Source organism: Sphingomonas sp. (assembly GCF_031361285.1).
Lineage (GTDB): Bacteria > Pseudomonadota > Alphaproteobacteria > Sphingomonadales > Sphingomonadaceae > Sphingomicrobium.
Map to the genome: position 1 here is coordinate 14448 of NZ_JANMCO010000033.1, position 24097 is coordinate 38544.

The following is a 24097-nucleotide window of genomic DNA, read 5'->3' on the forward strand; positions in this document are numbered from 1 at the left end:
GACCGAAAGCTAGCGCCGCTCGAGCATGCGCAGGATAGCGGCGTGGCGGACGGCGTCGTCGCCGCCAGCCTTTTCGAGCGTCTGGCGGATCCCGTTCAGTTCCTTCTCGCTCAAATGCTCGATGCCGATGAATTCGTTGCGCGCGTGGCCGACGGCGCGGATCAGCTCGTCGAGCTTGGCCTGGATCGCGCAGCCGTCGCGGTTCTGGGCATTCTGGATCAGGAACACCATCAGGAAAGTGACGATCGTCGTGCCGGTATTAATCACCAGCTGCCACGTGTCCGACCATTGGAAAATCGGTCCAGAAAGACCCCACACGATTATGGTCGTCATCGCCAGGATGAAAGCGATCGGACGGCCGGTCGCGCTCGATACCTTGCTGGCGATCTGTTCGAAGAAATAATTCATGCCTTTGGTCTCCTCGATCGCGCCATTGCGAGGAGTCGGGAGGAGAGGCAAGCGATCGAGCGCGGTCAGGCCGCCCGGTTGAGCCGTTCGACCAACGGATAGAGCTCGCGATTCTCGCGCAGGATGCGATTGGCCAGGGCATCGATCAACGCCTCGCTTTCTCGACAGTAGCCGCGCCAGTCGGCCGCGATCGACTCCGCTGTCCATTGCTTGCAATGCTGGGTGTAGGCTGCGGCCAGCCCGCCCATTTCGTCGCAGAAGGCATGGGCCGTGGCCGCGATCGTCACATCGGTATCGGCCAGCAGGCGGGGATAAAGCACCCAGTCTTCGGCCTTGAGATGACCGACGAGTAGCGACGAAAGTTCGTGGCGCAAGGCAAACAAATGGAGCCGTGGCGGCGGACTGGCCTTGGCAATCAGATGCCTGAACTTGGCGAGGATCGTCAGGATTCCGGCGTGGTCGCGGCGCAGCTTACTTAAATTGGTCATTTTGGTCCTTCGACGGGAAGTCCGGACCATTGAGAGGGGGCGGCTGATGGCACGTTAAGCTGGCCGCCAAAGTGGTGCAGTCTGTCTCCGCCAGGGCCAAGATCTAGCTTGCCCCGGTCTCGCAATTACAGCCGCAGCAGGTGCCGCAACAGGATCGCGCCGGTAAAAACAGCCCCAAACAGAAATGGGGGCCGGCATTGCTGCCAGCCCCCACTGCGCCGAGCACGGATATGTCGGTGTTCTCGTTTCAGTTCCGCCGAAGCTTCACTGTCTCTCGATCCTGACTCACCAGCTCAGGCGTCGCTTTCCACCGCAGCGGCTCGTGAGAGCCTCGCTTTCTCAAGTTTCCCTTCCCGAAGAAAGTTCTTCCTGGGTCCGCTCATGCATCGCCCGAAGACGAAGCAACTCCGATGTTCCACGGCCCTTCTTGGGATGATCACTTCTACGTCCCGCTTTGCTCCTGCCGTCCCGAAGAACAACTGAAACCGCGTCGCGCAAAAGGAAGATCATCTCTTCCGGCGCCTCTTCCCAGCTGGCCACGAATTGTCCCCGAAGGGACTTTCCACTGCCTGCCGGCAGAGATCGGTTCTTTGGTCACTGCCGCACCGTCTTGCCCGAAGACCGTCTAGCGAGGCTGCGACCGCCGTCCCGATCACCTGATGACAATGCACCTCGCCACGAGTCGCGCAAAGCTAAAAATGTGGGTCCAGGCCTGTGGATAACGGGGATATCGGTAACAACCGCCGGAACGAATCGTGATCCGCCGATTCGACCCTCGCCATTGCCTGAATCGGTGCCCGCCCCTACCTCGACATTGTGCCCGAAAGCTCCCCTGCCACGTCTGATCCTGCCTATCTCGCTGGCCTGAACCCGCCGCAGCGTGAAGCAGTGCTAACCACCGAAGGCCCGGTGTTGGTGCTGGCCGGGGCCGGCACCGGCAAGACGGCGGCGCTGACCGCGCGCCTTGCCCATTTGATCGCCACCCGCCGCGCCTGGCCAAGCCAGATCCTCGCCGTCACCTTCACCAATAAAGCGGCGCGGGCGATGCGCGAGCGCGTCTCATCGGTCAGCGGCGGTGCGATCGACGGCATGCCCTGGCTCGGCACTTTCCACTCGGTTGCCGCGCGCATGCTCCGCAGCCACGCCGAGCTGGTCGGCTTGAAGGCCAATTTCACTATCCTCGACACCGACGACCAGCTGCGCGTCATCAAGCAGCAGATCCTCGCCGCCAATCTCGACGAAAAGCGCTGGCCGGCGCGGCAGCTCGCCAGCCTCATTGACCGCTGGAAAAACCGCGGCTGGACTCCGACCCAAGTCGAAGCCGGCGAGTCCGAAATCTTCGCCAACGGCCGCGGCGTCGAGCTTTACGCCGCTTACCAGGACCGCCTGAAGGCTCTGAACGCCTGCGACTTCGGCGACCTGTTACTCCACATGCTGGTCATTTTCCGCCGCCACGAGGACGTCCTCGCCGCCTATCGGGAACGCTTCAAATATATCCTCGTCGACGAATATCAGGACACCAACCAGGGCCAGTACGAGTGGCTGAAACTGCTCGCCGAACCGCGGCGCAATTTGTGCTGTGTCGGCGACGACGACCAGTCGATCTACTCATGGCGCGGGGCCGAGGTCGCCAACATCCTGCGCTTCGATCGCGATTTCCCTGGAGCGGCGGTCATCCGGCTCGAACAGAACTACCGCTCGACCAGCCACATCCTCGGCGCCGCCGCGGGACTTATCGCCCACAACAGCGGCCGGCTCGGCAAGACCTTGTGGACCGACGTTGGCGACGGCGAACCGGTCAAGGTCATCGGCGTCTGGGACGGCCCCGAGGAAGCCCGCCGGGTCGGCGAGGAAATCGAGAACCACCAGCGCTCGGGCGGTAGCCTCGACGACGCCGCGATCCTCGTCCGGGCCCAGTTCCAAACCCGCGAGTTCGAGGAACGCTTCATCGCCATCGGTCTCGCCTACCAGATCATCGGCGGCTTCCGCTTCTACGAGCGGGCCGAGATCCGCGACGCGCTTGCCTACCTCCGCCTGGTTGCCCAGCCGGCCGACGATCTGGCGTTCGAGCGAATCATCAACGTCCCCAAGCGCGGTCTCGGCGACAAAGCGGTCGCGCGCATCCACAGCCATGCCCGCGCCACCGGTCAGCCACTGCTCCTAGCCGCCGCGGCCATGCTCGACAGCGACGAATTGACTCCCCAGGCGCACCGCAGCCTCGGCCGCTTCGTCGCCGACATCTTTCGCTGGCGCGATCAGGCAACCAAGCTGTCCCACCCCGAACTCGCCCGCATCCTGCTCGACGAAAGCGGATACAGCGCGATGTTGCAGGCCGACCGCAGCGCCGAAAGCGCCGGCCGGCTCGAAAACCTCACCGAGCTCGCGCGTGCCATGGAGGAATATGACAATCTCGGCGCCTTCCTCGAACATGTCAGCCTGGTCATGGACAATGATGCCGCGCGCGACGGCGAAAAGGTCACGATCATGACCATCCACGCGGCAAAAGGGCTCGAATTCGACCGCGTCTTCCTTCCCGGCTGGGAAGAAGGCGTGTTCCCGTCGCAGCGGGCGATGGACGAAGGCGGCCTCGCCAGCCTCGAGGAAGAGCGCCGCCTCGCTTACGTGGCCATCACGCGCGCGCGGCGCCGCGCGACCATCCTCCACGCCGCGAACCGCCGCATTTACGGCCAGTGGACCAGCTCACTCCCCAGCCGCTTCCTCGCCGAACTCCCCAAAGAGCATAGCGAGGAAGAGACCACCATGACCGGCGGCGAAAGCTTGTGGCGCGCGCAGTGGAGCGAGCACGCCGACCCCTTCGCCCATGTCGCGAGAGCCGAGCGCCGGGGTCCAGGCTGGCAACGCGCTCTAAGCCCCTCTCCCCTCGACGGAGAAGGAGCGACCCGTCGCGCCAGCGAAAGCGGGTATCGGAAAGTGAGGGGCCGAACCCCCTACGCCAGAGAACCGATCGAAGTCCGCGCAAGCGCCGTATCCCTCGGCAACAAGGGCCGCGACGACCTCGCTCTTGGCCAGCGCGTGTTCCACGGCAAGTTCGGCTACGGAGTGATCGCCGCCATCGAAGGCAATAAACTCGAAATCGACTTCGAGCACGCCGGCCGCAAAAGAGTCCTCGACAGCTTCGTCAGCACCGACGCGTAACGATTCCCGACGGGCTGGAGCAAACCCTCGTCGTGGTCGCCGACCTCTGCATTCCGGCGGCCGACCCGTGGCGGATCATCCCAAGCGCGGCGGTGGCATTGCACGGCGCCCTGGTCGACGATGTCCGCGACGTCGACCTGCTGATGAGCGGCCGCGACGCGCGGGCGACGTTGCTGCGGGTCGGAGTCCAGCCGGCCGCCGGCCAGGCGACGGACCTGTTCCGCTCGGCGGTCTTCGGGGCCTGGGATGGCCCGCCGCTGTCCGTCGAATTATTCGGCGATTTCGACTTAGCCGGCCCCGACGGCTGGTCGCGAGTCGCGCCGCAAACCCGTGAGCCGGTGGCGATCGGCGCGCGCACCCTGTTCGTGCCGTCCGCCGACGAGCTGACGCAGATGCTGACTAGCTTCGGCCGCCCCAAGGAGCGCGCCCGCGCCCGGCTACTCCTTTCGACCCAGCCACCGATCGACCACGATAAGCGCCGCCGCGATAATCGCGACCGCGCATAGCAACACCGCAACACTGGCAATCAGCGCCCCCGCGCTTTGCTCGGCTGGGTTGAGGAACCAATAAGCGTACCAGCCGTCGATGGCGCCGCGGGCGAGGGCGTAAGCGGCATAAAGTGCCGGGGGCAACAACGCCCAGCCGACCTCCCGCCATTTGAGCCGAGGATGCGGCGCCACCGCCCACAAGGTAATGAACAGCAATGGCATGGCATCGTGCAGTGCCATGTCCGCGACTTTCTGCAACCCGGTCGGATGCCATAGCGCCCGCAAGGCCAGCGAATAGGTGATACCGACCAGCGCAATTGACGTCGCCGCCATCAGCCGCGCCCTCGCGCCCGCCAGCGGGCCGCGACTGCCCAGCGCCATTGCCGTCGCTACCGCCGCGGCGCCGATGTTGATCAGGACGGTGAAGAAGCCGAAGTACCGCCACAACCCGAGCGCCGGCCCGAGATTGCCGATGATCAGCGCCAACTGCAGCACCAGTGCTGCCCAGCCGAACAAGGCAATAAATGCAGCGATACCCCTGATGCGCATCCGTCCCCCAATCAGCAGCCTCGGAACCCGACTCGGCCCGCAGGCATTTAACCCGCGAAAGTCACCTAAATAAACGAGCTGAACAATGAAAAAACGGCTAGCGTTAGCGCTCGCTTTGTCGAGCGTCTGTGCCCTCTCTATTCCGGTTGCACCGGCGGCCGGAGCCTATGAAACCCCCGACGCCAAAGCGGCGGCCAGCGAAGCCGCGGCGATGGCTTTATCCGACATGTCGGACGCGTTCGGCGACAAGCAATTGAAGCCCGGCCAATATCTGTGGCGCGACGTTTCCGCCGATGCCGGAGCGGAGCGGGTGGTTATCAGCCTGTCGGACCAGCTCGCCTTCCTTTATCGCGGCGACACACTGGTGGCTGTTTCGACCATATCGAGCGGCAGGGACGACAAGCCGACCCCGACCGGCATTTTCCCGATCCTTGAAAAGCAACCGATGTATCGCAGCGTTAAGTACGACAATGCGCCAATGCCGTTCATGCAGCGCCTCGATCAGTACGGAGTTGCGCTTCACGCCGGGTTCAACCCCGGCACGCCGGCGTCGCACGGCTGCGTCCGCCTGCCCGCGAAGTTCGCTGCAAAGCTGTACAGCGTGACGGAGGTCGGCACTCCGGTGTTCATCGGAACCTAACCCACGTTTCCCAAAACGCGGGAACAAGGCGCTTAACATGGATTAGAAAGCGCTGGGGCTTGGGTCCGTAATGATGTATATGATTTCCATCACTGGCATCGCTTGGCGCGCCGGTGGCTGAGAGACGTGCATTGCTCCCGCCGCTTGGGGCACATTCATGAGAGAGTTTCAAAGCCTGGCCGAGGCGCAGACGCTCGCTCTGGCGATCGCCGATACGCTTCCCGAACCGTTCCTCGTGCTCGACGACAAGCTCCACGTGTTGGCCGCCAGCCGGTGCTTCTACGCGGTGTTCATGGAAGACCCCGAGCAATCCCACGGCCGCTCGCTGTTCGAGATTGGCAATGGCCACTGGGACATCCCCGGCCTGCGCAAGTTGCTCGAGGCTGTGGTTCCCCAGCAAACGTCGGTCGAAGGCTTCGAGTTCGAGCAGAACTTCCAGCACCTCGGCAAGCGCACGGTTCAGCTCAATGCGCATCCGATCCACGACCCGAGCGATTCCAGCCGGATGGTGCTGGTGTCGATCAGGGACATCACTGATCGCCGCCTGATTGAGCAGGAGAAGGAACGGCTGCTCGAGCATAGCGAGGAGCTGCTCGAGCAGCAGAAGACCTTGCTGCGCGAGATGCGGCACCGGATCGCCAATAGCCTGCAGATCATCGCCAGCATCCTGTTGCTCAAAGCCGGATCGGTCGCGTCCGAAGAGACCAAGAACGAGCTGCGCGACGCGCACCAGCGAGTGATGTCGGTCGCCGCGGTGCAGAGCCACCTGCACGAAGTCGAAGGGATCGAGCACATCGACGTGGGCGCTTATCTGACCAAATTGGGCGCCGGACTCGCTTCATCGATGATCAGCCCCAAACAGAACATCAAGATCGCCGTCGTCGCGGACGATGGGACGCTTTCGACCAGCGAGGCCGTGAGCCTTGGCTTGATCGTCACCGAGCTCGTGATCAACGCGATCAAATATGCCTTCCCAGGAGATCGGAAGTCCCCGCGCATTCGCGTGACGTTCGAGACGGATCAATCCAACTGGAAACTCACGGTGTCCGACAACGGCACTGGTAGGCGTCAGATTGAGTCCGTTAAATCCTCGAGAGGCCTCGGCACGGCGCTGATCACCGCCCTTGCCAAGCAACTTGAAGCGCAAATTTCGGAGGTGTCGTCAACCAAGGGCCTCACCGTCGAGATCAGCCGGGCGACCTTCGTTTCTAAATTGTCTCAGGCCGCCTGAAGGAAGCGCGGGCGACTAGTCCTGTGGCAGCTCGACCGGCTCTAGGAATACGCCGCCGGCCTCGGAGCCGAGCGCCCAGCGGATTTGGGCCGGAAAGTCGCCATAGCGGGCGACCCTCAGGAAGACGTGCGATCCGATCGGAATGGTGTCCTCGGTGCTGAGGTGAAATCCGCCCGACGACACGTCGGTGATGACCACCGGATGCTCGGAACCGTCGGCCATGACCAGCATCGCGTCATGAGCGACGCTGACGCGGGGCATCCGCGAGATATGTCCAGGAATCCGGCTCACATTGCACGTCATACCCTTGCAGGATTGCGAAATGGTTAGCAGCGAGAGACTTAGCCGCCCTGCGTCATCGTCAGCGGGATCTTGAGATAATGGATTCCGTTGGCGTCGGCCGGTGGGAAACCGCCGGCACGAATGTTGACCTGGATCGCTGATAGAAGGAGCTTGGGCATGGCCAGCTTCGCGTCCCGCGCCTGGCGCATCGCCGTATACGCGTCCTCAGTGACGCCCCCACCAATGTGGACATTGTGGACCCGCTGTTCGGCAACATTGGTCTCCCACGCAAATTCGTCGCGGCCCGGCGCCTTGTAATCGTGGCACATGAACAGCCGCGTTTCCGGCGGCAGCGACAGAATGCGCTGGATCGAACCGTAAAGCTGTTGTGCGTTGCCGCCGGGAAAATCGCAGCGAGCGGTGCCGTAATCGGGCATGAACAAGGTGTCGCCGACAAACACCGCGTCACCGATTTTGTAGCTGACGCAGGCCGGCGTGTGGCCGGGCGTGGCGATCACTTCAATCGTCAGGCTGCCCAGCGGGAGCCGCTGCCCGTCTTCGAGCAGCAAGTCGAAATCGCCGCCATCGTCCTTCACATCATCGGCCGCGAACATCGGTCCGAAGGCTGTCTGCACCTCGCGGACGCCAGCGCCGATGCCCACCTTGGCACCGGTCCGCGCCTTGAACACCGGGGCCGCCGTCAGATGGTCGGCATGCGGGTGTGTCTCGAGCACGAACGTAATCAACAACCCCTGCGCGTCCGCCGCGGCCAGGATTCGCTCGGCCGACTTGGTGCTTACGGCGCCGCTGGCGGGATCATAATCGAGCACCGGGTCAATGACCGCGGCGGCACGCGTCTCCGGGTCCCACACAAGATAGGACACGGTGTTGGTCGGCTCGTCGAAAAAAGCCGTAATTTGCGGTCCCGCCGCCATGTCGCCGCTCCCCTTTGAGGCCAGTAGGATGACTCTCCGTGGGCGGCGCGGCAAGCCTTTTAGGTTAGGCTCAGATTTGAACCTCGGTCATGGTCGTCAGCTCCGGCTTGGGAGCGCCGCCCGCTTTGTACGACGCGACTAGCTCGGCCTTGCGCTTCGCCATCTGGGTACCGAGCGCGTCCATGTCGATCCCGGCGTGCCGTGCTTGGCTGAACACGCCCTCCATCCGCTTTTCTTCTTCCTCGACGTGATGCTCGATTTGCTCCTTGAGCACCTTGACCTTGGCATCGAAGAAATCGTCGTCACTCTCGCTGCTGGCCTCGATTTCGGCGATCAGTACCTTGGCGCCGTCGTGCTCGACATAGGCTTCCTTGAGCAAATCCTCGTCGACCTTGCCCCCGCAAGCCGGGTAGAAAATCTCTTCCTCGATAGTTGCGTGGACCGTCAGTTCAAGGCAGATTTTCTGCGCCAATTTCTGCTTGCGGTCGTCGCCGCTCGCTGTCTCGAATTCGGCAAATAAGTCCGCGACCGTGCGGTGATCCTGCTTGAGCAAAGCGATCGCATCGGGTTGTTTTACATCTGACATGTGGGGACTCCTGTAGTGTCCCAGCGCAACCCGCCGCACAGCGACATGTTCCTAATTTCGCCGGATAAAATTAGCTGCGCGCAGTCGCGAGCCTGGCCGAGTCCGCAACGATCGACGCGCTATGGTCACCCTGTTCCGGATCGTCAGGCTCGGCAATCGGCCCGGCCCGGCCATGGTCCAGTTCCAGCCAGTCGCGGAACGGCAAGTGATAGAGCATGTCCATGACTTCGAACTCGAGTCCCGCGGGCTGGTTGGTGTTGCTGTTCCACAGTGCCACGACGCCGCTTTTGCGTTGCGGGTCGAACAGGATCAGCGACCGATAACCGCTGACTCCGCCGCGATGGCCGACGATCCGGTGGCCGGCATAGTCATAGCTGCGCCAGCCATAGCCGTAATCGGCCTCGCCCAACCGCTCGAGAAATTTGCGCAAGCGCTGGCGCTCGCCGGGCGTCTTGACCAACGAGGCGTGAATGGTCTGCAACAAATGCGGCGAAAGTACGTCCGGCATTTCGCCCATCTGCGCTTCCAGCCACAGCGCCATATCCTTGATATTGCTGTTGATGCCGCCAGCCGCCGGGACGCGATAATATGCGTCCAGCACCTTCAAGGGTCGGCGGCCGCCATCGTGCGGCCGGGCCCAGCTTTTGGCGCTCTCCAGCCCGTCCCGAGTGACGCTGGCGCTGGTCATGCCGATCGGGTTGAACAGCATGTCCCGAACGGCTTGCGGATAGCTCTTATGGGTCACGTGCTCGACGATCTCCGACGCCCCGTCATAGGCGACGTTCTGGTAGCTCCAGCAGGTCCCGGGCGGGCAGATGGCGCTCAGCTGGGCCAGCGAACTGCGCAACAGGTGCGTGTCCTGCCCTTCTTCCAACTTGTTGTCATAGGCATTGCGATACAGGCCCAGCCGATGGCTCAGCATGTCGCCGATCGTCGCCGTCGCCTCGGCGCCGCCCGGCAGCTTCATGCTCGCGGCATATTGGATCAGCGGCGAGTTAAAGCTCAGCTTGCCCTGTTCGTCGAGCTTGGCGATCATCGTCGCCGCCAGTCCCTTGGACACCGAGGCCCAACGGAACACCGTGTCCGGCGTCACTAGCTCGCCCGACCCGGCCAGCGTCTCGCCATAGCCGTTCAAAAAAGTAATGCGGCCATTCTCGACAATTCCGACCGCCAGTCCGACCACCGGCCGCTGCTGCGCCAGCCGTTTCAGCCGCGCATCGAGCGCCACATAATCGATGTCGCGCCGGGAGGATGTCGACAAAGCGGCGAGCTGCAAATGCGCCCGTGACGGGGAGGCGCGATCGCCCTGCGTCGCCGGTTGCGGGCGCATGGTCAGCAACGCCGCCCCGATGACCAGGGCCAAAGCGCCGAGACCGATCCTATACTGCCTCTCCAAGCGCGCGCTCTCCCGACCCCCGCGCCTCGTGTGGCCGGTGCACTGGTCCCGCTCAACGGCGCGCTCGGCTCGCTGCGACGAGACGATTCCCTGGCGCGACGAATGCCGCTCCGGCTGGCCTTCGCTGCCGGTCTCGCTTAAAGGCGCGCGACGGGAGCCATGCCGATGCAATTTTTGAAGACCCTGTTTTGGGTGCTTCTTGCCGTGATCCTCGTCCTGTTCGCCAGTCGCAACTGGTCCGACGCCACGCTTAATCTGTGGGGCGACATCCAGGTCGATATCAAGCTGCCGGTCCTGATGCTGGTGGTGTTCCTGCTCGGCTTCCTGCCGGTCTTCCTGGTGCACCGGACGCGGTTGTGGAGCCTGAAACGGCGCCTGGAAGTCGAGCAGCGGCACCAGGCGCTCGCCGCGCAGCCCACGCCAGCGGACGAGGCAGCCTCGACCCTATGAGCCCGATTTTCGTCGCCATCGACACGCCCGATTTGGCGCGGGCCCGCGACATCGCGCGCGCCGTCCGCAGCGTCGCCGGCGGGCTCAAACTTGGTCTCGAATTCTTCGCTGCCAATGGCCCCGCCGGCGTAGCTGAGCTTGGCGAGTTCGGCCTGCCGATCTTCCTCGATTTGAAGCTGCACGACATTCCCAACACGGTCGCCAAAGCGGTGCGCGCGCTGGCCCCGCTCGAACCGGCGATCCTCACCGTCCACGCCGCCGGCGGCCTGGCGATGCTCGAAAATGCCAAGGCCGCGGCGTCTCTCAAGACCAAAGTCGTCGCGGTCACCGTCCTGACCAGCCTCGACGAAAAGGATCTCGCCGCGGCGGGCGTCAAGGGCAGCCCGGCCGACCAGGTCACGCGCCTGGCGGCGCTCGCGCAAAGCGCCGGCCTCGACGGCATCGTCTGCTCGGGGGAGGAAGTCGGCGCGGCGCGCAAGGCGTGGCCCGACGGTTTCTTCGTCGTGCCGGGGGTTCGGCCGCCCGGCGGCGGCGCGGCCGACCAGAAGCGCATCGTCACGCCCCGCGCGGCGATCGACGCCGGCGCTTCGGTGCTGGTCATCGGCCGCCCGATTACCGAAGCGGACGATCCGTCGGCGGCGGTCCGGAGCATCGCCGCGACGCTCTGAAGGTAGACAAGAAGCCGCCCTTGCGCCTAGCGGAACGCGACCAACGAACGAGGATTTGAATGAGCTGGTTAAGCCGGGTCAAAAAGGGCATTCCCTTCCTGCCCAAGCGGCAGACGACCGACAATCTCTGGCACAAATGCGTCAAGTGCGGGACGATGGTCTTCCTGAAGGAATGGGAGGACAACCTCCGCGTCTGCCCGCGCTGTGAATATCACGATCGGATCGGGCCCGCCGCCCGGTTCGACCAATTGTTCGACCGCGCCAAATATGAGCTGCTGCCGACACCCGCGGTCCGCGAGGACCCGCTGCGCTTCAAGGCCAAGGAGCGCTATACCGAAAAGCTCAAGGAAGCCCGGGCCAAGACCGGCGAGAGCGATGCACTGTTGAATGCGCGCGGCAAGATCGATGGCAATAAGGTGGTCGTCGGCGTCCAGGATTTCGCCTTCATGGGCGGGTCGATGGGCATTGCCGTCGGGGCGGCTTTCCTGGTCGGCGTACGCACCGCGATCGCCGACCACTGCCCCTACATCATCTTCACCGCCTCGGGCGGCGCCCGGATGCAGGAAGCGGCTTTGTCGCTGATGCAGCTGCCGCGGACGATCGTCGCGGTGGCCGAATTGCGCGAGGCCGGCCTGCCCTACATCGTCGTTCTGACTGATCCGACCACCGGCGGCGTGACGGCATCCTACGCGATGCTCGGCGACGTCCAGATCGCCGAACCCGGCGCGTTGATCGGATTTGCCGGCCAGCGCGTGATCGAACAGACCATCCGCGAGAAATTGCCCGAGGGCTTCCAGCGCGCCGAATATCTGCTTGAGCATGGCATCATCGACATGGTTGTGGCGCGCAATCAGCTGCGCGAGACGCTGTCCCGGCTGATCGCCTACCTCGCGCCGGAGAAGGCCGCGGCCTGATGGCCGATTTCGCGACGTCGACGCACCCCGCCGTCCAAGCGCAGCTTGACCGGCTGGCTGCGCTGTCGCTCGGCGGCGACCGCCTCGGCCTCGCGCGCATCGCGATCCTGCTCGACCGGCTCGGCCGGCCACAAGATGCGCTGCCGCCGATGTTCCATGTCGCCGGCACCAACGGTAAGGGCTCGACCTGCGCTTTTCTCCGCGCCGCGCTCGAAGCGGCGGGCCACAGCGTCCACATGTTCACTAGCCCCCATCTCGTCAGGTTCAACGAGCGCATCCGGGTCGCCGGCCGGCTGATCGACGATGATTCACTTGCCGCCCTCCTGGCCGAGGTGCTCGACGCCAGCGGCGACATCGACGCCAGCTTCTTCGAAGTCACCACGGCGGTCGCCTTCCTCGCCTTCGCCCGCACCCCAACCGACGCGTGCATCCTCGAGGTTGGGCTCGGCGGGCGGCTCGACGCGACCAATGTCGTCGCCCGGCCGGCAGTGTGCGGCATCGCCGACCTCGCCCTCGACCACCAGCATTTCCTGGGCCGGCGGATGATCGACATCGCCGGCGAAAAAGCGGGTATCGCCAAGCTCGGTGTGCCGCTCGTCACCCAGCGCTATCCAGCCGGAATTGCCCGCCGGATCGGCGAGCTCGCCGACGCCGCCGGTGCGCCGTGGCTCCCCCGCGGCCAGGCATGGGACATGCGCATGGTGGGCGACCGGCTCCGCTATCGCGACGCCACGGGCGCGCTCGATTTGCCGGTCCCGGGCCTCGTTGGCCGCCATCAGGCGAGGAACGCCGGGCTCGCCGTCGCCATGCTGCGCCATCAGTCTGAGGTAAGGGTTTCCGACGACGCGATGGCCCACGGCATGCGCGCGGCGCGATGGGCCGGGCGGCTGCAACTCTTGGGTGACGGACCCCTCACCGCCGCGCTGCCGGGCCGGCGCGTGTGGGTCGACGGCGGGCACAACCGCCATGCCGCCCAGGCTATCGCCAAGGCGATGGCACCCTACGCCCCGTTCGACGCGATCTTCGCACTGACCGCGACCCGCCGCGTCGCCGACGTGCTGGGCCCGGTCGCCCCGTTGATCCGCAAGGCGCACACCGTACCGATCGCTGGACACGTCCACCACGATCCGCGCGATATCGCGATGGTCGCCCAAGCCCGCGTCGGCCCGCGCGAATGCTATCCGGCCTTCACGCTTGAACAAGCGGTCGAGCGGCTCGCCAAAGATCCCGACGCCGCCAAGGACGTCCTCATCTTCGGCTCGCTCTACCTCGCCGGCCAGGCCCTCGCCGCCAACGGCGAGACGCCGGACTAGGGAGTCGCGACGCTTGCTGTGGCGTCGGCGCGGTCGCGGCGGCCGACGGCGGCGACGCGCATGCCTTCGAGAAGGACGAACAGGATGGCAAAGGCACCGGCCGCCGCGGTCCAGCGAAACACGGTCGCATAACCGTACGTGTCGAACGCCTCGCCCGCGATGCCCCGGCCCAGCGAGCCGATCAGGAAGGTCAGCGACGACAGCAACGCATATTGCACCGCGGTGAAATTCTTGCTGACGATGCCCGACAGATAGGCAACGAACGCCGCGCCGGCGATGCCGGTCGAGATATTCTCGTAGGATATGGCGAGCAACAGGCGGGTCATCCGCTCGTCAGAGCCAAGCGCGGTCGCCAGCCGGTCGAGAAACAGCAGGTGGCCAACCATGTCGATCCGTCCCCCGCCCTCGGCCAAGTCGGCGTAAACGAAATTGCCGAACACCGGCAGAATGGCGCCGATCAGGATGGTCGGGATGCGGCCGATGCGGAGGAACAGATAACCGCCCAGGCTGATGCCGATCATGGTCATGAAGATGCCGAACACCTTCGACGCGAACGCCACTTCATCCTTCGAATAATGGAGGAAATCGAGGTAGAAGGGGAAGGCGAACGACGACCAGATATTGTAGCACAATGTATAGCTGAGGATCAGCCCGAGGACGATCAGTACGCCCCAGCCGAGCCTGCCGGCAAGCTCCGACAACGGCGAGACCAGGGCCACGTACAAATGATTGGCGGCGGTCCGCACCGGCGTGTGGTGCGTGTCCTGTTGGGTCAGCACGTAACGGTGGTGACTGCGCAGCCAATTGGTGACCGCGGCCACGATCAGCGGCACGATCACCGTCGCGATGATAATCCACGGCCCGTAATGTTTGGTGAAATCGGCCACCGACGGCTGCTTTTCGCCCGGCGCCGTGGTCAGCATCGAGATCATGAAATGGGCAATGCTGAAAATGGCCCACGCCCAGCTGACGCCGACGATCCCGAGCGCTACCAACCGCGCTCCGGGCTCGAGCGCGCCCGGCTCGGCCAGCGCCCCGTGTAGCACACCGGCGCTGGGCCGTTCGGTGTCGGGCGCCCGCGACGTGACCAGGATCAGGATGCCGATCAGCGCCGCCATGATCAGATAGACCAAGGACCAGCTCATCCGCGCCGCCAGCACTAGCGCCAGCGCGCCGCCGACGATGCTCGCGATGCGATAGCCGAATTGATAGACTGCGGATAATAGCTCGACCGGCGTCTGCTCGTCGGCGACGTCGATCCGCCACGCGTCGACCGCGACATCCTGGGTCGCCGAAGCCAGCGCGGCGATTACCGCGAAAATCGCGAAGGTGCCGATATTCGTCGCCGGATTGGTTGCCGCGAGCCCGGCGAAGGCGGCGATCATCACCGTCTGGCACAGGATGATCCAGCTTTTGCGGCGACCGAGGCGGTCGAGCAACGGCAAGGGGAAGCGGTCGACCAGCGGCGACCACAGGAATTTGAAGCTGTACGACAGGCCGATCCACGACAGCACGCCAATGGTGGCGAGATTGATGCCCGCCTCGCCCAGCCACGCGTTGAGCGTCCCGATCAGAAGCGCGTACGGCAAGCCCGACGAGAAGCCGAACGCCAGCATGGTCGAGGCTTTTTGGGTCGCCAGCGCCGTCTTCAGCAGTTTCCAGCCCTTTGGACGTTTCACCGCCACCGTTTCCGCCACTGTTGCCCTCCACGGCTGTTGCCCGGCGGCAGCTTAGCTTGGTTTCACGACCTGCCTAGCCCTGTGATGTTTGCTTGGCCGACGCGCAGCGACCGTCCGTCGACGAAGGAACTCAGCCCGGCTCGCGGATGTAGATCTCAAGCCCCTTGAGCGGCTTGACCGTTTCCCCCGACAAATGCCGGTCGATGCTCGCGATCGCGGCCTTCAATTGGCGATCGGAATAAGGCTTGAGCAAGCAACCGACTGCGATTTCCGCCGCGCCCGGATAGGGATGGCCGGTGGCGAACAGGGTCGGGATGCCGCGCTCCTTCGCCGCCCGGGCAAGGTGGATGCCGGTTTGCTGGCTGCGCAGGCGGACGTCGCTGAGGATCAAATCGACCACCTTGGTCTCGAGCACTTTCATCGCTTCGTCGAAATCGTCGACCGTCGCGACGATCTCGTAGCCGGCGTCAGCCAGCATGGTTTCATTGTCGAATGCCGTCAGCGGCTCATCCTCGACGATGAGGATCCGCTTGACGATCCGGTTGCGCTTGCCAAACAGCATGGTCACCCTATCGAGGAATTATCTTGCCCCCGCAACGAACGAAACCGGATACCGTGCCGCGCCGCCGTGGCGCCGGTCGAATGATATCGAAAAATCCCGAACCGCGCGAGACCGGACCACAGCGGATCGCCAAGCTGCTCGCCCGCGCCGGCGTTGCGTCGCGCCGCGATGTCGAGCGGATGATTGCCGAGGGCCGCATTGCGCTCAAAGGCGCCGTCCTGACCACACCGGCCACCTTGTTGACCGATCTCGCGGGCGTGACAGTCGACGGCAAAGCAGTGCGCCCGCCGTCGGCGCCGCGGCTGTTCCGCTATTATAAGCCGCAAGCGACGCTGACCGCGGCCCGCGACCCCAAGGGCCGCCCGACGATCTATGACCGCCTACCGCAAGATCTGCCGCGACTGATCCCGGTCGGCCGCCTTGATTTCATGACCGAAGGGCTGCTCCTGCTGACCAACGACGGCGAGCTGAAGCGCCAGCTCGAACTGCCCAGCACCGGCGTCACCCGCCACTACCGCGCCCGTGCGTTCGGCACCGTCAGCCAGGCGGCGCTCGAAGATTTGGCCGAAGGCGTCACCATCGAGGGCATGCGCTATGGCTCGATCGACGCCAATCTCGAACGGCGGACCGGACGCAATTGCTGGATCCAAATGAGCCTGACCGAGGGCAAGAACTGCGAGGTGCGGCGGGTCCTCGAATATCTCGGCCTGCAAGTGTCGCGCCTGATCCGCACCGGTTACGGCCCATTCGACCTGCGCGGGCTCGACCCGGGCGGCGTCGATGAGGTCGACCGCAACCAGCTGGCCCAGTTCCGCAACAGCCTCAAGTGAGGATCATCGCCGGGCAATGGCGGGGGCGAACGCTGGAATCGCCGCCCGGCCAGGCGACCCGACCGACCGCCGACCGGGTGCGTGAAACTTTGTTCTCGATGCTCGCCAGCCGCCTCGGCTCGTTCGAGGATTTGCGCGTGGCCGACTTGTTCGCCGGCAGCGGCGCTTTGGGCCTGGAAGCGCTGTCGCGCGGTGCGGGCTTCAGCTGCTTCGTCGAAAATGACACCAAAGCCGCCGCCGCGATTCGGGCCAATGCGACCGCACTGGAGGCGCTCGATCGCGTGCAAATCCTCGGCGGCTCGGCACTGGCCCTGCCAAGATGCGAACCGTTCGACCTGGTCTTTGCCGACCCGCCTTATGCGCCCGGATCAGGCACTTTGACCGTCGCCGCGGTCACCGCCGCGCAGTGGCTCGCGCCGCGCGGCTGGATGGCCGTTGAAACCGCGCGCACTGACACCGTCGACCCGGGCAGCTGGACCATCGACACCGTCCGCGACGCCGGCCGCGCCAGGCTTACCCTTTTGCGCTCGAACCAGCCTTTTTCGACGCTTTCTTGATTTCGTCGAACTCGCTCGACAGCCGTCGCCCGATGGCTGCGGCAGCGGCCTTTGCAGCATCTTTGACCGTCTTGCTCGACTTGGCGTCGGCGCCGGTCCGCCGGCTGTGCCGGCTCTCCGTAATCGCGGCCAAGGCGGCGGTCGCGCCAACCGCCAGCAAATCGGCGACCAACGGACTTTCGAGCAGCTTCAGCAGCGCATCGACCGCCGTGTCCTTGGGCGCGCGCCGCGGCGAGGACGCCTTGCGCGTCGTCTTCCTCCCCGCGACCTTTGTCTTCTGCTTTTTTGCGGCGGCCTTCTTTGCAGTCGTTTTCTTGGCCATTGGATACCTCCTGATTGTTCGTCTTGCCTGGCTTAACTCATGCGCCGCATGTCGGTATCCGCGAACGGCTGCGCAAGCGCGCAGGCATCGACGCGCTCATTGTCCAGCCACCGTCCGCCATCGCTTGGCCGCAGCATCACCGGCATCGCCTTGGGATGCACCGCGCCGACCGTCGCATTCGCTTCGCAGGTCAGGAACGCCATATACGGTCCGTCGTCCCCCGGCCGCCACAGTCCGGCAAAGGCGAACAACGGCGGATACGCCTTGGCCATGCCGAACCACATTTTCGACTTTCGCTTGGTCGCGGGGTCGGGCTCGGCGGTCCATTCGCAAAAACTGGTTGCGGGAACGATGCAGCGGCGCTTGGGATCGTTGAGCGCGCTGCGCCAGAACCGGCTGGCGAGATTGCGGACATTGGTCACCGGCCGCGATCCCGCGGCGGCGGGCCCGGGAAAGCCCCATTGCATCCGTTGCAGCGCCAGCCCGCCATCATCCTTTCGGCGCAGCACCGGCGCCAGATGGCCCGGATAAATCTCGTCGAACGGCGGCAGGTTGCTGGTGTCGCCATCAAACGCGCCGAACAGCCTCCGAAGCTCATCGACGGTCGCGGTCATGCTGTAGAGATTGCACATGGGCCGTCGCCTAACACGTCGTCGCCGGGGTGTGCTACTGTATTGACAAGATAATACACTCGTCCTATCCGCTGCCGCGACAGTGGAGGAATGGGCATGTACAGTCAAAATGAACTCGACGAAGCGGTCGCGGCCGGCGCGATTACCGCCGAGGCCGCCGCGTCATTGCGAGCATACATCGAGCGTCAGGATTCGAGCTCGACCGTCGATGAAGAACAATTCCGGCTGCTGACCGGGTTCAACGATATTTTCGTCTCGATCGCAGCGGCGATCCTGTTGTTCGCGGTCGCCTGGATCGGCCATCAGATCGGCCAGAGCCTCGGCCTGTCGATCGACGGCGACGGTCCCGCCCCGACCGGTCCGCTGGCGGTTGCCGCGACCGCTTGGGGCCTCGCCCTGTTCTTCACCGCCAAACGCCGCATGGCGCTACCGTCGATCCTGTTGCTGCTCGCCTTTGTCGGCGGCGTGTTCGCCAGCGTGGCGTTCGGCCTGGTGCTGGCCGTCGGCCCCGACCAGATCGAAAATAATCCCCAGCTCGCGGGCATTGTCGGCGCCGTGTCCGGCGCCGCCGCAGCAGCTGGCGCGTGGCTCCACTGGAAGCGGTTCAGAGTCCCGATTACCGTCGCCGCGGGCGCCGCGTCGGTGGCCGCGATCGCCGTCGGCCTGCTGGTCGCCGCGCTTGGCGATACGGCCGAAAATTCGCGCAACCTGATCCTCGGCTTCGTGCTCCTGCTCGGCATCGGCACGTTCCTGTTCGCGATGTGGTGGGATGGCTCGGATCGCGCCCGTCTGACCCGCCGCGCCGACGTCGCCTTCTGGCTCCATTTGCTGGCCGCGCCGATGATCGTCCACCCGGTCTTCACCTTGCTCGGGCTCAACGACGGTCACGCCACCATCGGCGAGGGCTTTGTCGTCATCCTGCTCTACCTGGCGATTGCCGTCACGGCGCTGGCCATCGACCGTCGCGCCCTGCTGGTGTCGGCGCTCGCTTACGTGCTGTTCGCCATACAGCAATTGTTCGAACAGTTTGGCGCGGTTCAGCTCAACGTTGCCTTGACCGCGCTGGTCATTGGTTCGGCGCTGCTACTGCTGTCGGCCTTCTGGCATCAGGCCCGTAGCGCGGTGGTCAAGCCATTGCCGCCCGGGCTGCGCGAGCGGCTGCCGATCGTCAATCGCTCGAGCGTTCCCCAACCAGCCGGATCATAAAGCCTGGAACGGCGCTGGCAGGCTCAAGCGCTTTTGGTCTTGGGAGCGGGCTGGCGCGTTCGCTTCAATGTTTCGACCTCTGTGCGCAACGCTGCGATTTCGCGCTCAAGGTCGGCAATGCCGACCCGCGACGGATCGACATCCTCGCCGCACGGCGTGCCGTAGGGAATGAAGCCGGGGCTGTAATGGATCGAATCGATCGGCACCGCTCGGGCCGGAATGCCAACCACCGTCGCGCCCGGCGGAACGTCCTTGGTGACCACCGAATTGGCACCGACCTTGGCCCCCGCGCCAACCACCACCGGCCCGAGAATTTGCGCGCCAGAGCCAATCACCACGCCGTCATCCAGCGTCGGGTGCCGCTTGCCGCCGACGCCTGTCGTCGGGTTGGTCCCGCCCAGCGTGACGCTCTGGTAAATGGTGACATTGTCGCCGATCTCGGCCGTCTCGCCGATCACCGTAAAGCCATGGTCGATAAAGAAGTTGCGCCCGACTTTCGCGCCGGGATGGATGTCGATCGCAGTCAGGAAGCGCGCCAAATGATTGACGATGCGAGCGAGGAAATAGAGGCGCCCGCCATACAGCCAATGACCGATGCGATGCATCCCCAGCGCGAGCACGCCGGGATAAAGCAGCACCTCCCAGCGGGATCGCGCCGCCGGGTCGCGGGACTTAACCGAGTCCAGATAAGCGATGAACCCAGAATCCACGGGAACTCCTTGTTGTTCTTCTTTGGCCGAACAATCTAGGTCTGAGGCGACCGAATTGCCAGTCGAATGGAAGCTTTCGGCAAGCCTGACGCTTGCGAAACCAACGAGCGTTGGGCAAATCGCACGCATCTCGCCAGGGCGGAGGGCATCATTTTTCAATCCTTGTTCGCCGATCCGACGCTGCTTCTGACCTTCGTCCTGGTCGGTTTCGCGGCGCAACTTATCGACGGTGCACTCGGCATGGCGTTCGGCCAGATTTCAAGCACCATCCTGGTCAGCATGGGTGTTCCGCCGGCGGCGGCGTCGGCCGGCGTCCATACCGCCGAGACTTTCACCACCGCAGTCTCCGGAATTAGCCACATCGCTCACGGCAATGTCGATTGGCGGCTGTTTTTCCGCATCGTCATTCCAGGCGTAATCGGCGGGGTGCTCGGCGCCTATGTCCTGACCCGGATCGACGCGTCGACCGCCAAGCCGATCGTGCTCGCCTATCTCGCCGCGCTCGGCCTGTACTTGTTCTACCGCGGCGTCATGCACCGCCACACCGAAAGCCGGCCGAAGATCGTCGCGCCTCTCGGTTTTGTCGGTGGCTTCCTCGACGCGGCGGGCGGCGGCGGCTGGGGCGCGATCGTCACGTCCAACTTACTGGTTCAAGGCAGTAACCCGCGCAAAACCATCGGCACCGTCAACACCGCCGAATTCTTCCTGACCGTGACCATCTCGGCGACCTTCATCGCGGCATTGGGCTGGAAGGCGTTCACGGTTGCGACTTTTGGCCTGCTGATCGGCGGCGTCCTCGCCGCGCCGTTCGGCGCCTGGATCACCAAACGCGTCAACCCCGACGGTCTGCTGACCTTCGTTGGCGCATTACTCACCGCGACCAGCGGATTCGGCCTGTACCGCGCACTGAGCTGATATCCTCGGTCTGGCATTAATCGTTTCAGGCGCTTATTTCGGTCCGACTGATCGGAAACACCACTGGCTACCTATCTCCCCACCATCAAGCAGCTGCAATATCTCGTCGCGCTGCGCGAGCATGGCCATTTCGGCCGGGCCGCGGACGCTTGCTACGTCACCCAATCGACGCTGTCGGCCGCTTTACGCGAATTGGAGACCTTGCTCGGCGTCACGTTGGTCGAGCGCACCCGTCGCGTCGTCCGCTTCACGGCCTTGGGCGAAAAAATTGCCGACAAGGCAGTCCGGCTGCTGCGCGAAGCGGAAGCGATTGCCGAGGTCGCCCGCGCCGAAGGCCAGCCGCTCCACGGCGAATTGCGGATGGGCGTCATTCCGACCATTGCGCCCTTTCTGCTCCCGGCCATGCTCCCCAGCCTGCGCCGCGAATGGCCCAGCCTGAAGCTCTATCTGCGCGAGGAAACCAGCCAGGCGGCCTGCGAAGCGCTGCACCGCGGCCAGCTCGATTGTGTGCTGCTCGCGCTTCCCTACGGCTGCGGCGACGTCGACTCAGCACCCTTGTTCGACGATCCCTTGTTCGTCGCCTTTCCCCACGGCGAAGCGCCGGGCGGCGCCACCGTCGATGTCGCGGCGATCGACGAGAACCGCATGCTGCTGCTCGAAGACGGGCACTGCCTCAAAGACCATGCGCTGTCGGCCTGCAACCGGCCGGACTTGAGGGCGCACGCGGCGATGATGGGGACCTCGCTCCACACCCTCGTCCAGATGGTCGACAACGGGCTTGGGGTGACCTTCATCCCGTCGATGGCGATCGACGCCGGCATCCTCGACGGCACCAATGTCGACGCCAAGCCGCTAAAATCCGATCACGGCTTTCGCCGCATCGCGCTCATCTGGCGCCGCTCAAGTCCGCGCGAAAGCGAGTTTCAGCTGCTCGCCACCACCCTTCGCCGGATCATGGCTGGGCTCGTCTCGCCGCCGTCTAGCCAAGATCGAAGCGATCGGCGTTCATCACCTTGGTCCACGCCTTGACGAAGTCGCGGACGAACTTCTCCTCATGGCCGGTCTCGGCATATACTTCGGCGGTTGCTCGCAGCTGCGAATTCGACCCGAAGATCAGGTCGGTGCGGGTCGCGCGCCAACGCTCCTGCCGGCCGCCGCGGACAAAACCGATGAACTCTTCGTCGCCGCTGGTGTCGACCACCTCCCACACCGTGTCCATGTCGAGCAAATTAACGAAGAAGTCGTTGGTCAGTTGGCCGACGCGGTTGGTTAACACACCGTGCTTGCTCCCTTTGTGGTTGGCGCCGAGCACGCGCAGGCCGCCGACCAGCACGGTCATTTCGGGGCCTGACAGGCCGAGCAACGCCGCCCGGTCGAGCAGCAGTTCCTCGGTCTTCACGCTGTGCTTGGTCTTGAGATAGTTGCGGAAGCCGTCGGCCGCGGGCTCCATCACGTCGAAACTCTCGACGTCGGTCCAGTCCTGCGTCGCATCGCCACGCCCGCCGGTGAACGGCACGTCAACCGCTAAGCCGGCGTCCTTCGCCGCTTTTTCGACCGCCGCCGTGCCCGCCAGCACGATCGCGTCGGCCATCGACAGCGACCCACGCAATTCGCCGATCTTGCTCAGAATTCTGGCCAGTTCTTCCGGCTCGTTGACCGCCCAATCCTTTTGCGGGGCGAGGCGGATGCGCGCGCCATTGGCGCCGCCGCGATGGTCTGACTTGCGGTAGGTCGAGGCCGACGCCCAGGCGGTCTTGACCAGCTGGCCGATACTCAAGCCGGCATCGAGGATCTTCGCCTTGAACGCGGACACATAGCCGTCCGACGGCTCGGCGCCGGCCGGAATGGGGTCCTGCCAGATCAAATCCTCGCGCGGCACTTCCGGGCCGAGATAACGGACCCTGGGCCCCATGTCGCGATGGGTGAGCTTGAACCAGGCGCGCGCGAAGGCGTCCTTGAACGCCGCGTGATCAGTGCGGAATTTCTCCGAGATCGCACGGAATTCCGGGTCCATCTTCAGCGCCATGTCGGCGGTGGTCATCATCGTCGGCACCCGCTTCGACGCGTCATGCGCCGCTGGGGCCATATCCTCGGGCTTCTGGTTGACTGGCTGCCACTGCTGCGCCCCAGCGGGTGATTTCACCAGTTCGTAATCATAGTCGAGCAGCAGGCGGAAATAATTCTCCGTCCACGTCGTCGGCGTATTCACCCACGATCCCTCGATACCGCTGGTAATGGTGTGCTCGCCCATGCCGCTTTCATAGCCGCTCGACCAGCCGAGCCCTTGCAGCGCCATGTCGGCGCCTTCCGGTGCCGCACCGACCAGGCTCGCGTCGCCGGCGCCATGCGCCTTGCCGAAGGTGTGGCCGCCGGCGGTCAGCGCCACCGTTTCCTCATGGTTCATGGCCATGCGCTCGAACGTGATCTTGATGTCGCGTGCCGACTGCAACGGATCGGGGTTGCCGCCCGGGCCTTCCGGGTTGACGTAGATCAGGCCCATCTGGATCGCTGCCAGCGGATTTTCGAGCTCGAGCTCGCGGTCCGGCTGGATGCGGGTTTCACTGGCCTCAACCCATTTTTCTTCGGCGCCCCAATAAATATCGCGCTCGGGCTCGAACACGTCCTTGCGGCCGCCGCCGAAGCCGAACACCGGGCCGCCCATCGATTCGATGGCGACGTTGCCGGCGAGGATGAACAGGTCGGCCCAGCTGATCCGGTTGCCGTATTTCTGTTTGACCGGCCACAACAGCCGCCGCGCCTTGTCGAGATTGCCATTGTCGGGCCAGCTATTGAGCGGGGCGAAACGCTGCTGGCCGCTGCTGGCGCCGCCGCGGCCGTCGGCGGTGCGATAGGTGCCGGCGGCATGCCACGCCATGCGGATGAAGAACGGGCCGTAGTGTCCATAGTCCGCCGGCCACCACGGCTTGCTGTCCGTCATCAGCGCGGTCAAATCGCCCTTCAGCGCGGGATAATCGAGCCCCTTGAACGCCGCTGCATAGTCAAAATCCTCGCACATCGGATCGGGCGAACCGCCGCTTTGATAGAGAATGTCGAGCGGCAGCGAGTCCGGCCACCAGTCGTGGTTGGTTCGACCCACCAGTGAGCGCACCGCGGGGTTCATCGGGCAGCTCAAAGGGCCGCCGCTCGTTTTTGCGTCCATGGTGTCACCACTCCTCATTT

26 protein-coding genes are annotated in these 24097 nt (G+C 64.5%); 13 read left to right on the forward strand and 13 right to left on the reverse strand.

Going from position 1 to position 24097, the window contains the following annotated elements; genetic code table 11:
* Positions 1 to 9: 9 nt before the first annotated feature.
* Together RMO25_RS02980 and RMO25_RS02985 are read right to left on the reverse strand one after the other, a co-directional pair.
* Positions 10 to 408 (reverse strand): low affinity iron permease family protein, encoded by a 399-nt coding sequence (locus tag RMO25_RS02980; protein ID WP_309661123.1) that lies wholly within the window; start codon positions 406 to 408, stop codon positions 10 to 12.
* A gap of 65 nt (positions 409 to 473) precedes the next feature.
* The gene (locus RMO25_RS02985) at positions 474 to 896 is read right to left on the reverse strand and encodes a hemerythrin domain-containing protein (RefSeq protein WP_309661124.1); all 423 of its coding nucleotides are present in this window, start codon (positions 894 to 896) and stop codon (positions 474 to 476) included.
* Between the two features lie 816 nt (positions 897 to 1712).
* On the opposite strand from RMO25_RS02985, the gene RMO25_RS02990 reads away from it, so the two are divergent.
* Positions 1713 to 4052 (forward strand): UvrD-helicase domain-containing protein, encoded by a 2340-nt coding sequence (locus RMO25_RS02990; protein WP_309661125.1) that lies wholly within the window; start codon positions 1713 to 1715, stop codon positions 4050 to 4052.
* A 32-nt stretch (positions 4053 to 4084) separates the two neighbouring features.
* Complete coding sequence (locus tag RMO25_RS02995; protein WP_309661126.1) at positions 4085 to 4558, forward strand: hypothetical protein; 474 nt, start codon at positions 4085 to 4087, stop codon at positions 4556 to 4558.
* Here the strand turns inward: RMO25_RS02995 and RMO25_RS03000 are convergent.
* A complete protein-coding gene (locus RMO25_RS03000; RefSeq protein WP_309661127.1) occupies positions 4490 to 5089 on the reverse strand; it encodes a Pr6Pr family membrane protein in 600 nt (199 codons plus the stop codon). The two genes, RMO25_RS02995 and RMO25_RS03000, sit on opposite strands and share 69 nt — an antisense overlap.
* An 85-nt stretch (positions 5090 to 5174) precedes the next feature.
* Here RMO25_RS03000 and RMO25_RS03005 point away from each other — a divergent pair, with 85 nt between their 5' ends.
* Both RMO25_RS03005 and RMO25_RS03010 read left to right on the forward strand, forming a co-directional pair.
* Positions 5175 to 5729: a L,D-transpeptidase family protein gene (locus RMO25_RS03005; protein WP_309661128.1), complete on the forward strand. Its 555-nt coding sequence runs from the start codon at positions 5175 to 5177 to the stop codon at positions 5727 to 5729.
* 157 nt (positions 5730 to 5886) lie between these two features.
* A complete protein-coding gene (locus RMO25_RS03010) occupies positions 5887 to 6960 on the forward strand; it encodes a histidine kinase dimerization/phosphoacceptor domain -containing protein (protein ID WP_309661129.1) in 1074 nt (357 codons plus the stop codon).
* Positions 6961 to 6975: 15 nt separating this feature from the next.
* Here the strand turns inward: RMO25_RS03010 and RMO25_RS03015 are convergent, their stop codons facing one another.
* The 4 genes from RMO25_RS03015 to RMO25_RS03030 form a co-directional block, all read right to left on the reverse strand.
* A complete protein-coding gene (locus tag RMO25_RS03015; protein ID WP_309661130.1) occupies positions 6976 to 7251 on the reverse strand; it encodes a PilZ domain-containing protein in 276 nt (91 codons plus the stop codon).
* 50 nt (positions 7252 to 7301) lie between these two features.
* Complete coding sequence (locus RMO25_RS03020; RefSeq protein ID WP_309661131.1) at positions 7302 to 8177, reverse strand: MBL fold metallo-hydrolase; 876 nt, start codon at positions 8175 to 8177, stop codon at positions 7302 to 7304.
* Positions 8178 to 8247: 70 nt separating this feature from the next.
* Positions 8248 to 8763 (reverse strand): hemerythrin domain-containing protein, encoded by a 516-nt coding sequence (locus tag RMO25_RS03025; RefSeq protein ID WP_309661132.1) that lies wholly within the window; start codon positions 8761 to 8763, stop codon positions 8248 to 8250.
* 70 nt (positions 8764 to 8833) lie between these two features.
* The gene (locus RMO25_RS03030) at positions 8834 to 10159 is read right to left on the reverse strand and encodes a serine hydrolase domain-containing protein (RefSeq protein ID WP_309661133.1); all 1326 of its coding nucleotides are present in this window, start codon (positions 10157 to 10159) and stop codon (positions 8834 to 8836) included.
* A gap of 165 nt (positions 10160 to 10324) precedes the next feature.
* On the opposite strand from RMO25_RS03030, the gene RMO25_RS03035 reads away from it, so the two are divergent.
* From RMO25_RS03035 to RMO25_RS03050, 4 genes are read left to right on the forward strand one after another with little or no spacing between them, the layout of a single operon-like run.
* A complete protein-coding gene (locus tag RMO25_RS03035) occupies positions 10325 to 10609 on the forward strand; it encodes a hypothetical protein (protein ID WP_309661134.1) in 285 nt (94 codons plus the stop codon).
* Positions 10606 to 11277, forward strand: coding sequence for an orotidine-5'-phosphate decarboxylase (pyrF, locus tag RMO25_RS03040; RefSeq protein WP_309661135.1), 672 nt, complete (start codon positions 10606 to 10608; stop codon positions 11275 to 11277). The genes RMO25_RS03035 and pyrF overlap by 4 nt, the downstream gene beginning before the upstream one ends.
* 59 nt (positions 11278 to 11336) lie before the next feature.
* Positions 11337 to 12191, forward strand: a complete 855-nt coding sequence (accD, locus tag RMO25_RS03045) for an acetyl-CoA carboxylase, carboxyltransferase subunit beta (RefSeq protein ID WP_309661136.1) — start codon at positions 11337 to 11339, stop codon at positions 12189 to 12191.
* A complete protein-coding gene (locus RMO25_RS03050) occupies positions 12191 to 13504 on the forward strand; it encodes a folylpolyglutamate synthase/dihydrofolate synthase family protein (protein WP_309661137.1) in 1314 nt (437 codons plus the stop codon). The genes accD and RMO25_RS03050 overlap by 1 nt, the downstream gene beginning before the upstream one ends.
* Here the strand turns inward: RMO25_RS03050 and RMO25_RS03055 are convergent.
* Together RMO25_RS03055 and RMO25_RS03060 are read right to left on the reverse strand one after the other, a co-directional pair.
* Positions 13501 to 15201 (reverse strand): AmpG family muropeptide MFS transporter, encoded by a 1701-nt coding sequence (locus tag RMO25_RS03055; protein ID WP_309661138.1) that lies wholly within the window; start codon positions 15199 to 15201, stop codon positions 13501 to 13503. The two genes, RMO25_RS03050 and RMO25_RS03055, sit on opposite strands and share 4 nt — an antisense overlap.
* Positions 15202 to 15313: 112 nt before the next feature.
* Complete coding sequence (locus tag RMO25_RS03060) at positions 15314 to 15745, reverse strand: response regulator (protein ID WP_309661158.1); 432 nt, start codon at positions 15743 to 15745, stop codon at positions 15314 to 15316.
* 80 nt (positions 15746 to 15825) lie between these two features.
* Here RMO25_RS03060 and RMO25_RS03065 point away from each other — a divergent pair, with 80 nt between their 5' ends.
* Positions 15826 to 16575 carry a pseudouridine synthase gene (locus RMO25_RS03065; protein ID WP_309661139.1) on the forward strand — a complete coding sequence of 250 codons (750 nt, stop codon included), beginning with the start codon at positions 15826 to 15828 and terminating at the stop codon, positions 16573 to 16575.
* Entirely contained in the window at positions 16572 to 17132 is a 561-nt protein-coding gene (gene rsmD, locus RMO25_RS03070) for a 16S rRNA (guanine(966)-N(2))-methyltransferase RsmD (RefSeq protein WP_309661140.1), read from the forward strand. Before RMO25_RS03065 ends, rsmD begins: the two co-directional genes overlap by 4 nt.
* Here rsmD and RMO25_RS03075 read toward each other — a convergent pair.
* Positions 17089 to 17454 (reverse strand): hypothetical protein, encoded by a 366-nt coding sequence (locus tag RMO25_RS03075; RefSeq protein WP_309661141.1) that lies wholly within the window; start codon positions 17452 to 17454, stop codon positions 17089 to 17091. The two genes, rsmD and RMO25_RS03075, sit on opposite strands and share 44 nt — an antisense overlap.
* Positions 17455 to 17486: 32 nt before the next feature.
* Positions 17487 to 18086, reverse strand: coding sequence for an SOS response-associated peptidase family protein (locus tag RMO25_RS03080; protein ID WP_309661142.1), 600 nt, complete (start codon positions 18084 to 18086; stop codon positions 17487 to 17489).
* A 96-nt stretch (positions 18087 to 18182) separates the two neighbouring features.
* Here RMO25_RS03080 and RMO25_RS03085 point away from each other — a divergent pair, with 96 nt between their 5' ends.
* On the forward strand, positions 18183 to 19292 hold the full coding sequence (locus RMO25_RS03085) for a hypothetical protein (RefSeq protein ID WP_309661143.1): 1110 nt from the start codon (positions 18183 to 18185) through the stop codon (positions 19290 to 19292).
* A 23-nt stretch (positions 19293 to 19315) separates the two neighbouring features.
* Here the strand turns inward: RMO25_RS03085 and epsC are convergent, their stop codons facing one another.
* Positions 19316 to 20002 (reverse strand): serine O-acetyltransferase EpsC, encoded by a 687-nt coding sequence (epsC, locus tag RMO25_RS03090; RefSeq protein WP_309661144.1) that lies wholly within the window; start codon positions 20000 to 20002, stop codon positions 19316 to 19318.
* 150 nt (positions 20003 to 20152) lie between these two features.
* Between epsC and RMO25_RS03095 the strand changes: the two genes are divergently transcribed.
* Both RMO25_RS03095 and RMO25_RS03100 read left to right on the forward strand, forming a co-directional pair.
* Positions 20153 to 20917, forward strand: coding sequence for a sulfite exporter TauE/SafE family protein (locus RMO25_RS03095; RefSeq protein ID WP_309661159.1), 765 nt, complete (start codon positions 20153 to 20155; stop codon positions 20915 to 20917).
* Positions 20918 to 20980: 63 nt separating this feature from the next.
* The gene (locus RMO25_RS03100; RefSeq protein ID WP_309661160.1) at positions 20981 to 21946 is read left to right on the forward strand and encodes a LysR substrate-binding domain-containing protein; all 966 of its coding nucleotides are present in this window, start codon (positions 20981 to 20983) and stop codon (positions 21944 to 21946) included.
* Here the strand turns inward: RMO25_RS03100 and katG are convergent.
* A complete protein-coding gene (gene katG, locus RMO25_RS03105) occupies positions 21897 to 24077 on the reverse strand; it encodes a catalase/peroxidase HPI (protein WP_309661145.1) in 2181 nt (726 codons plus the stop codon). The two genes, RMO25_RS03100 and katG, sit on opposite strands and share 50 nt — an antisense overlap.
* Positions 24078 to 24097 lie beyond the last annotated feature (20 nt).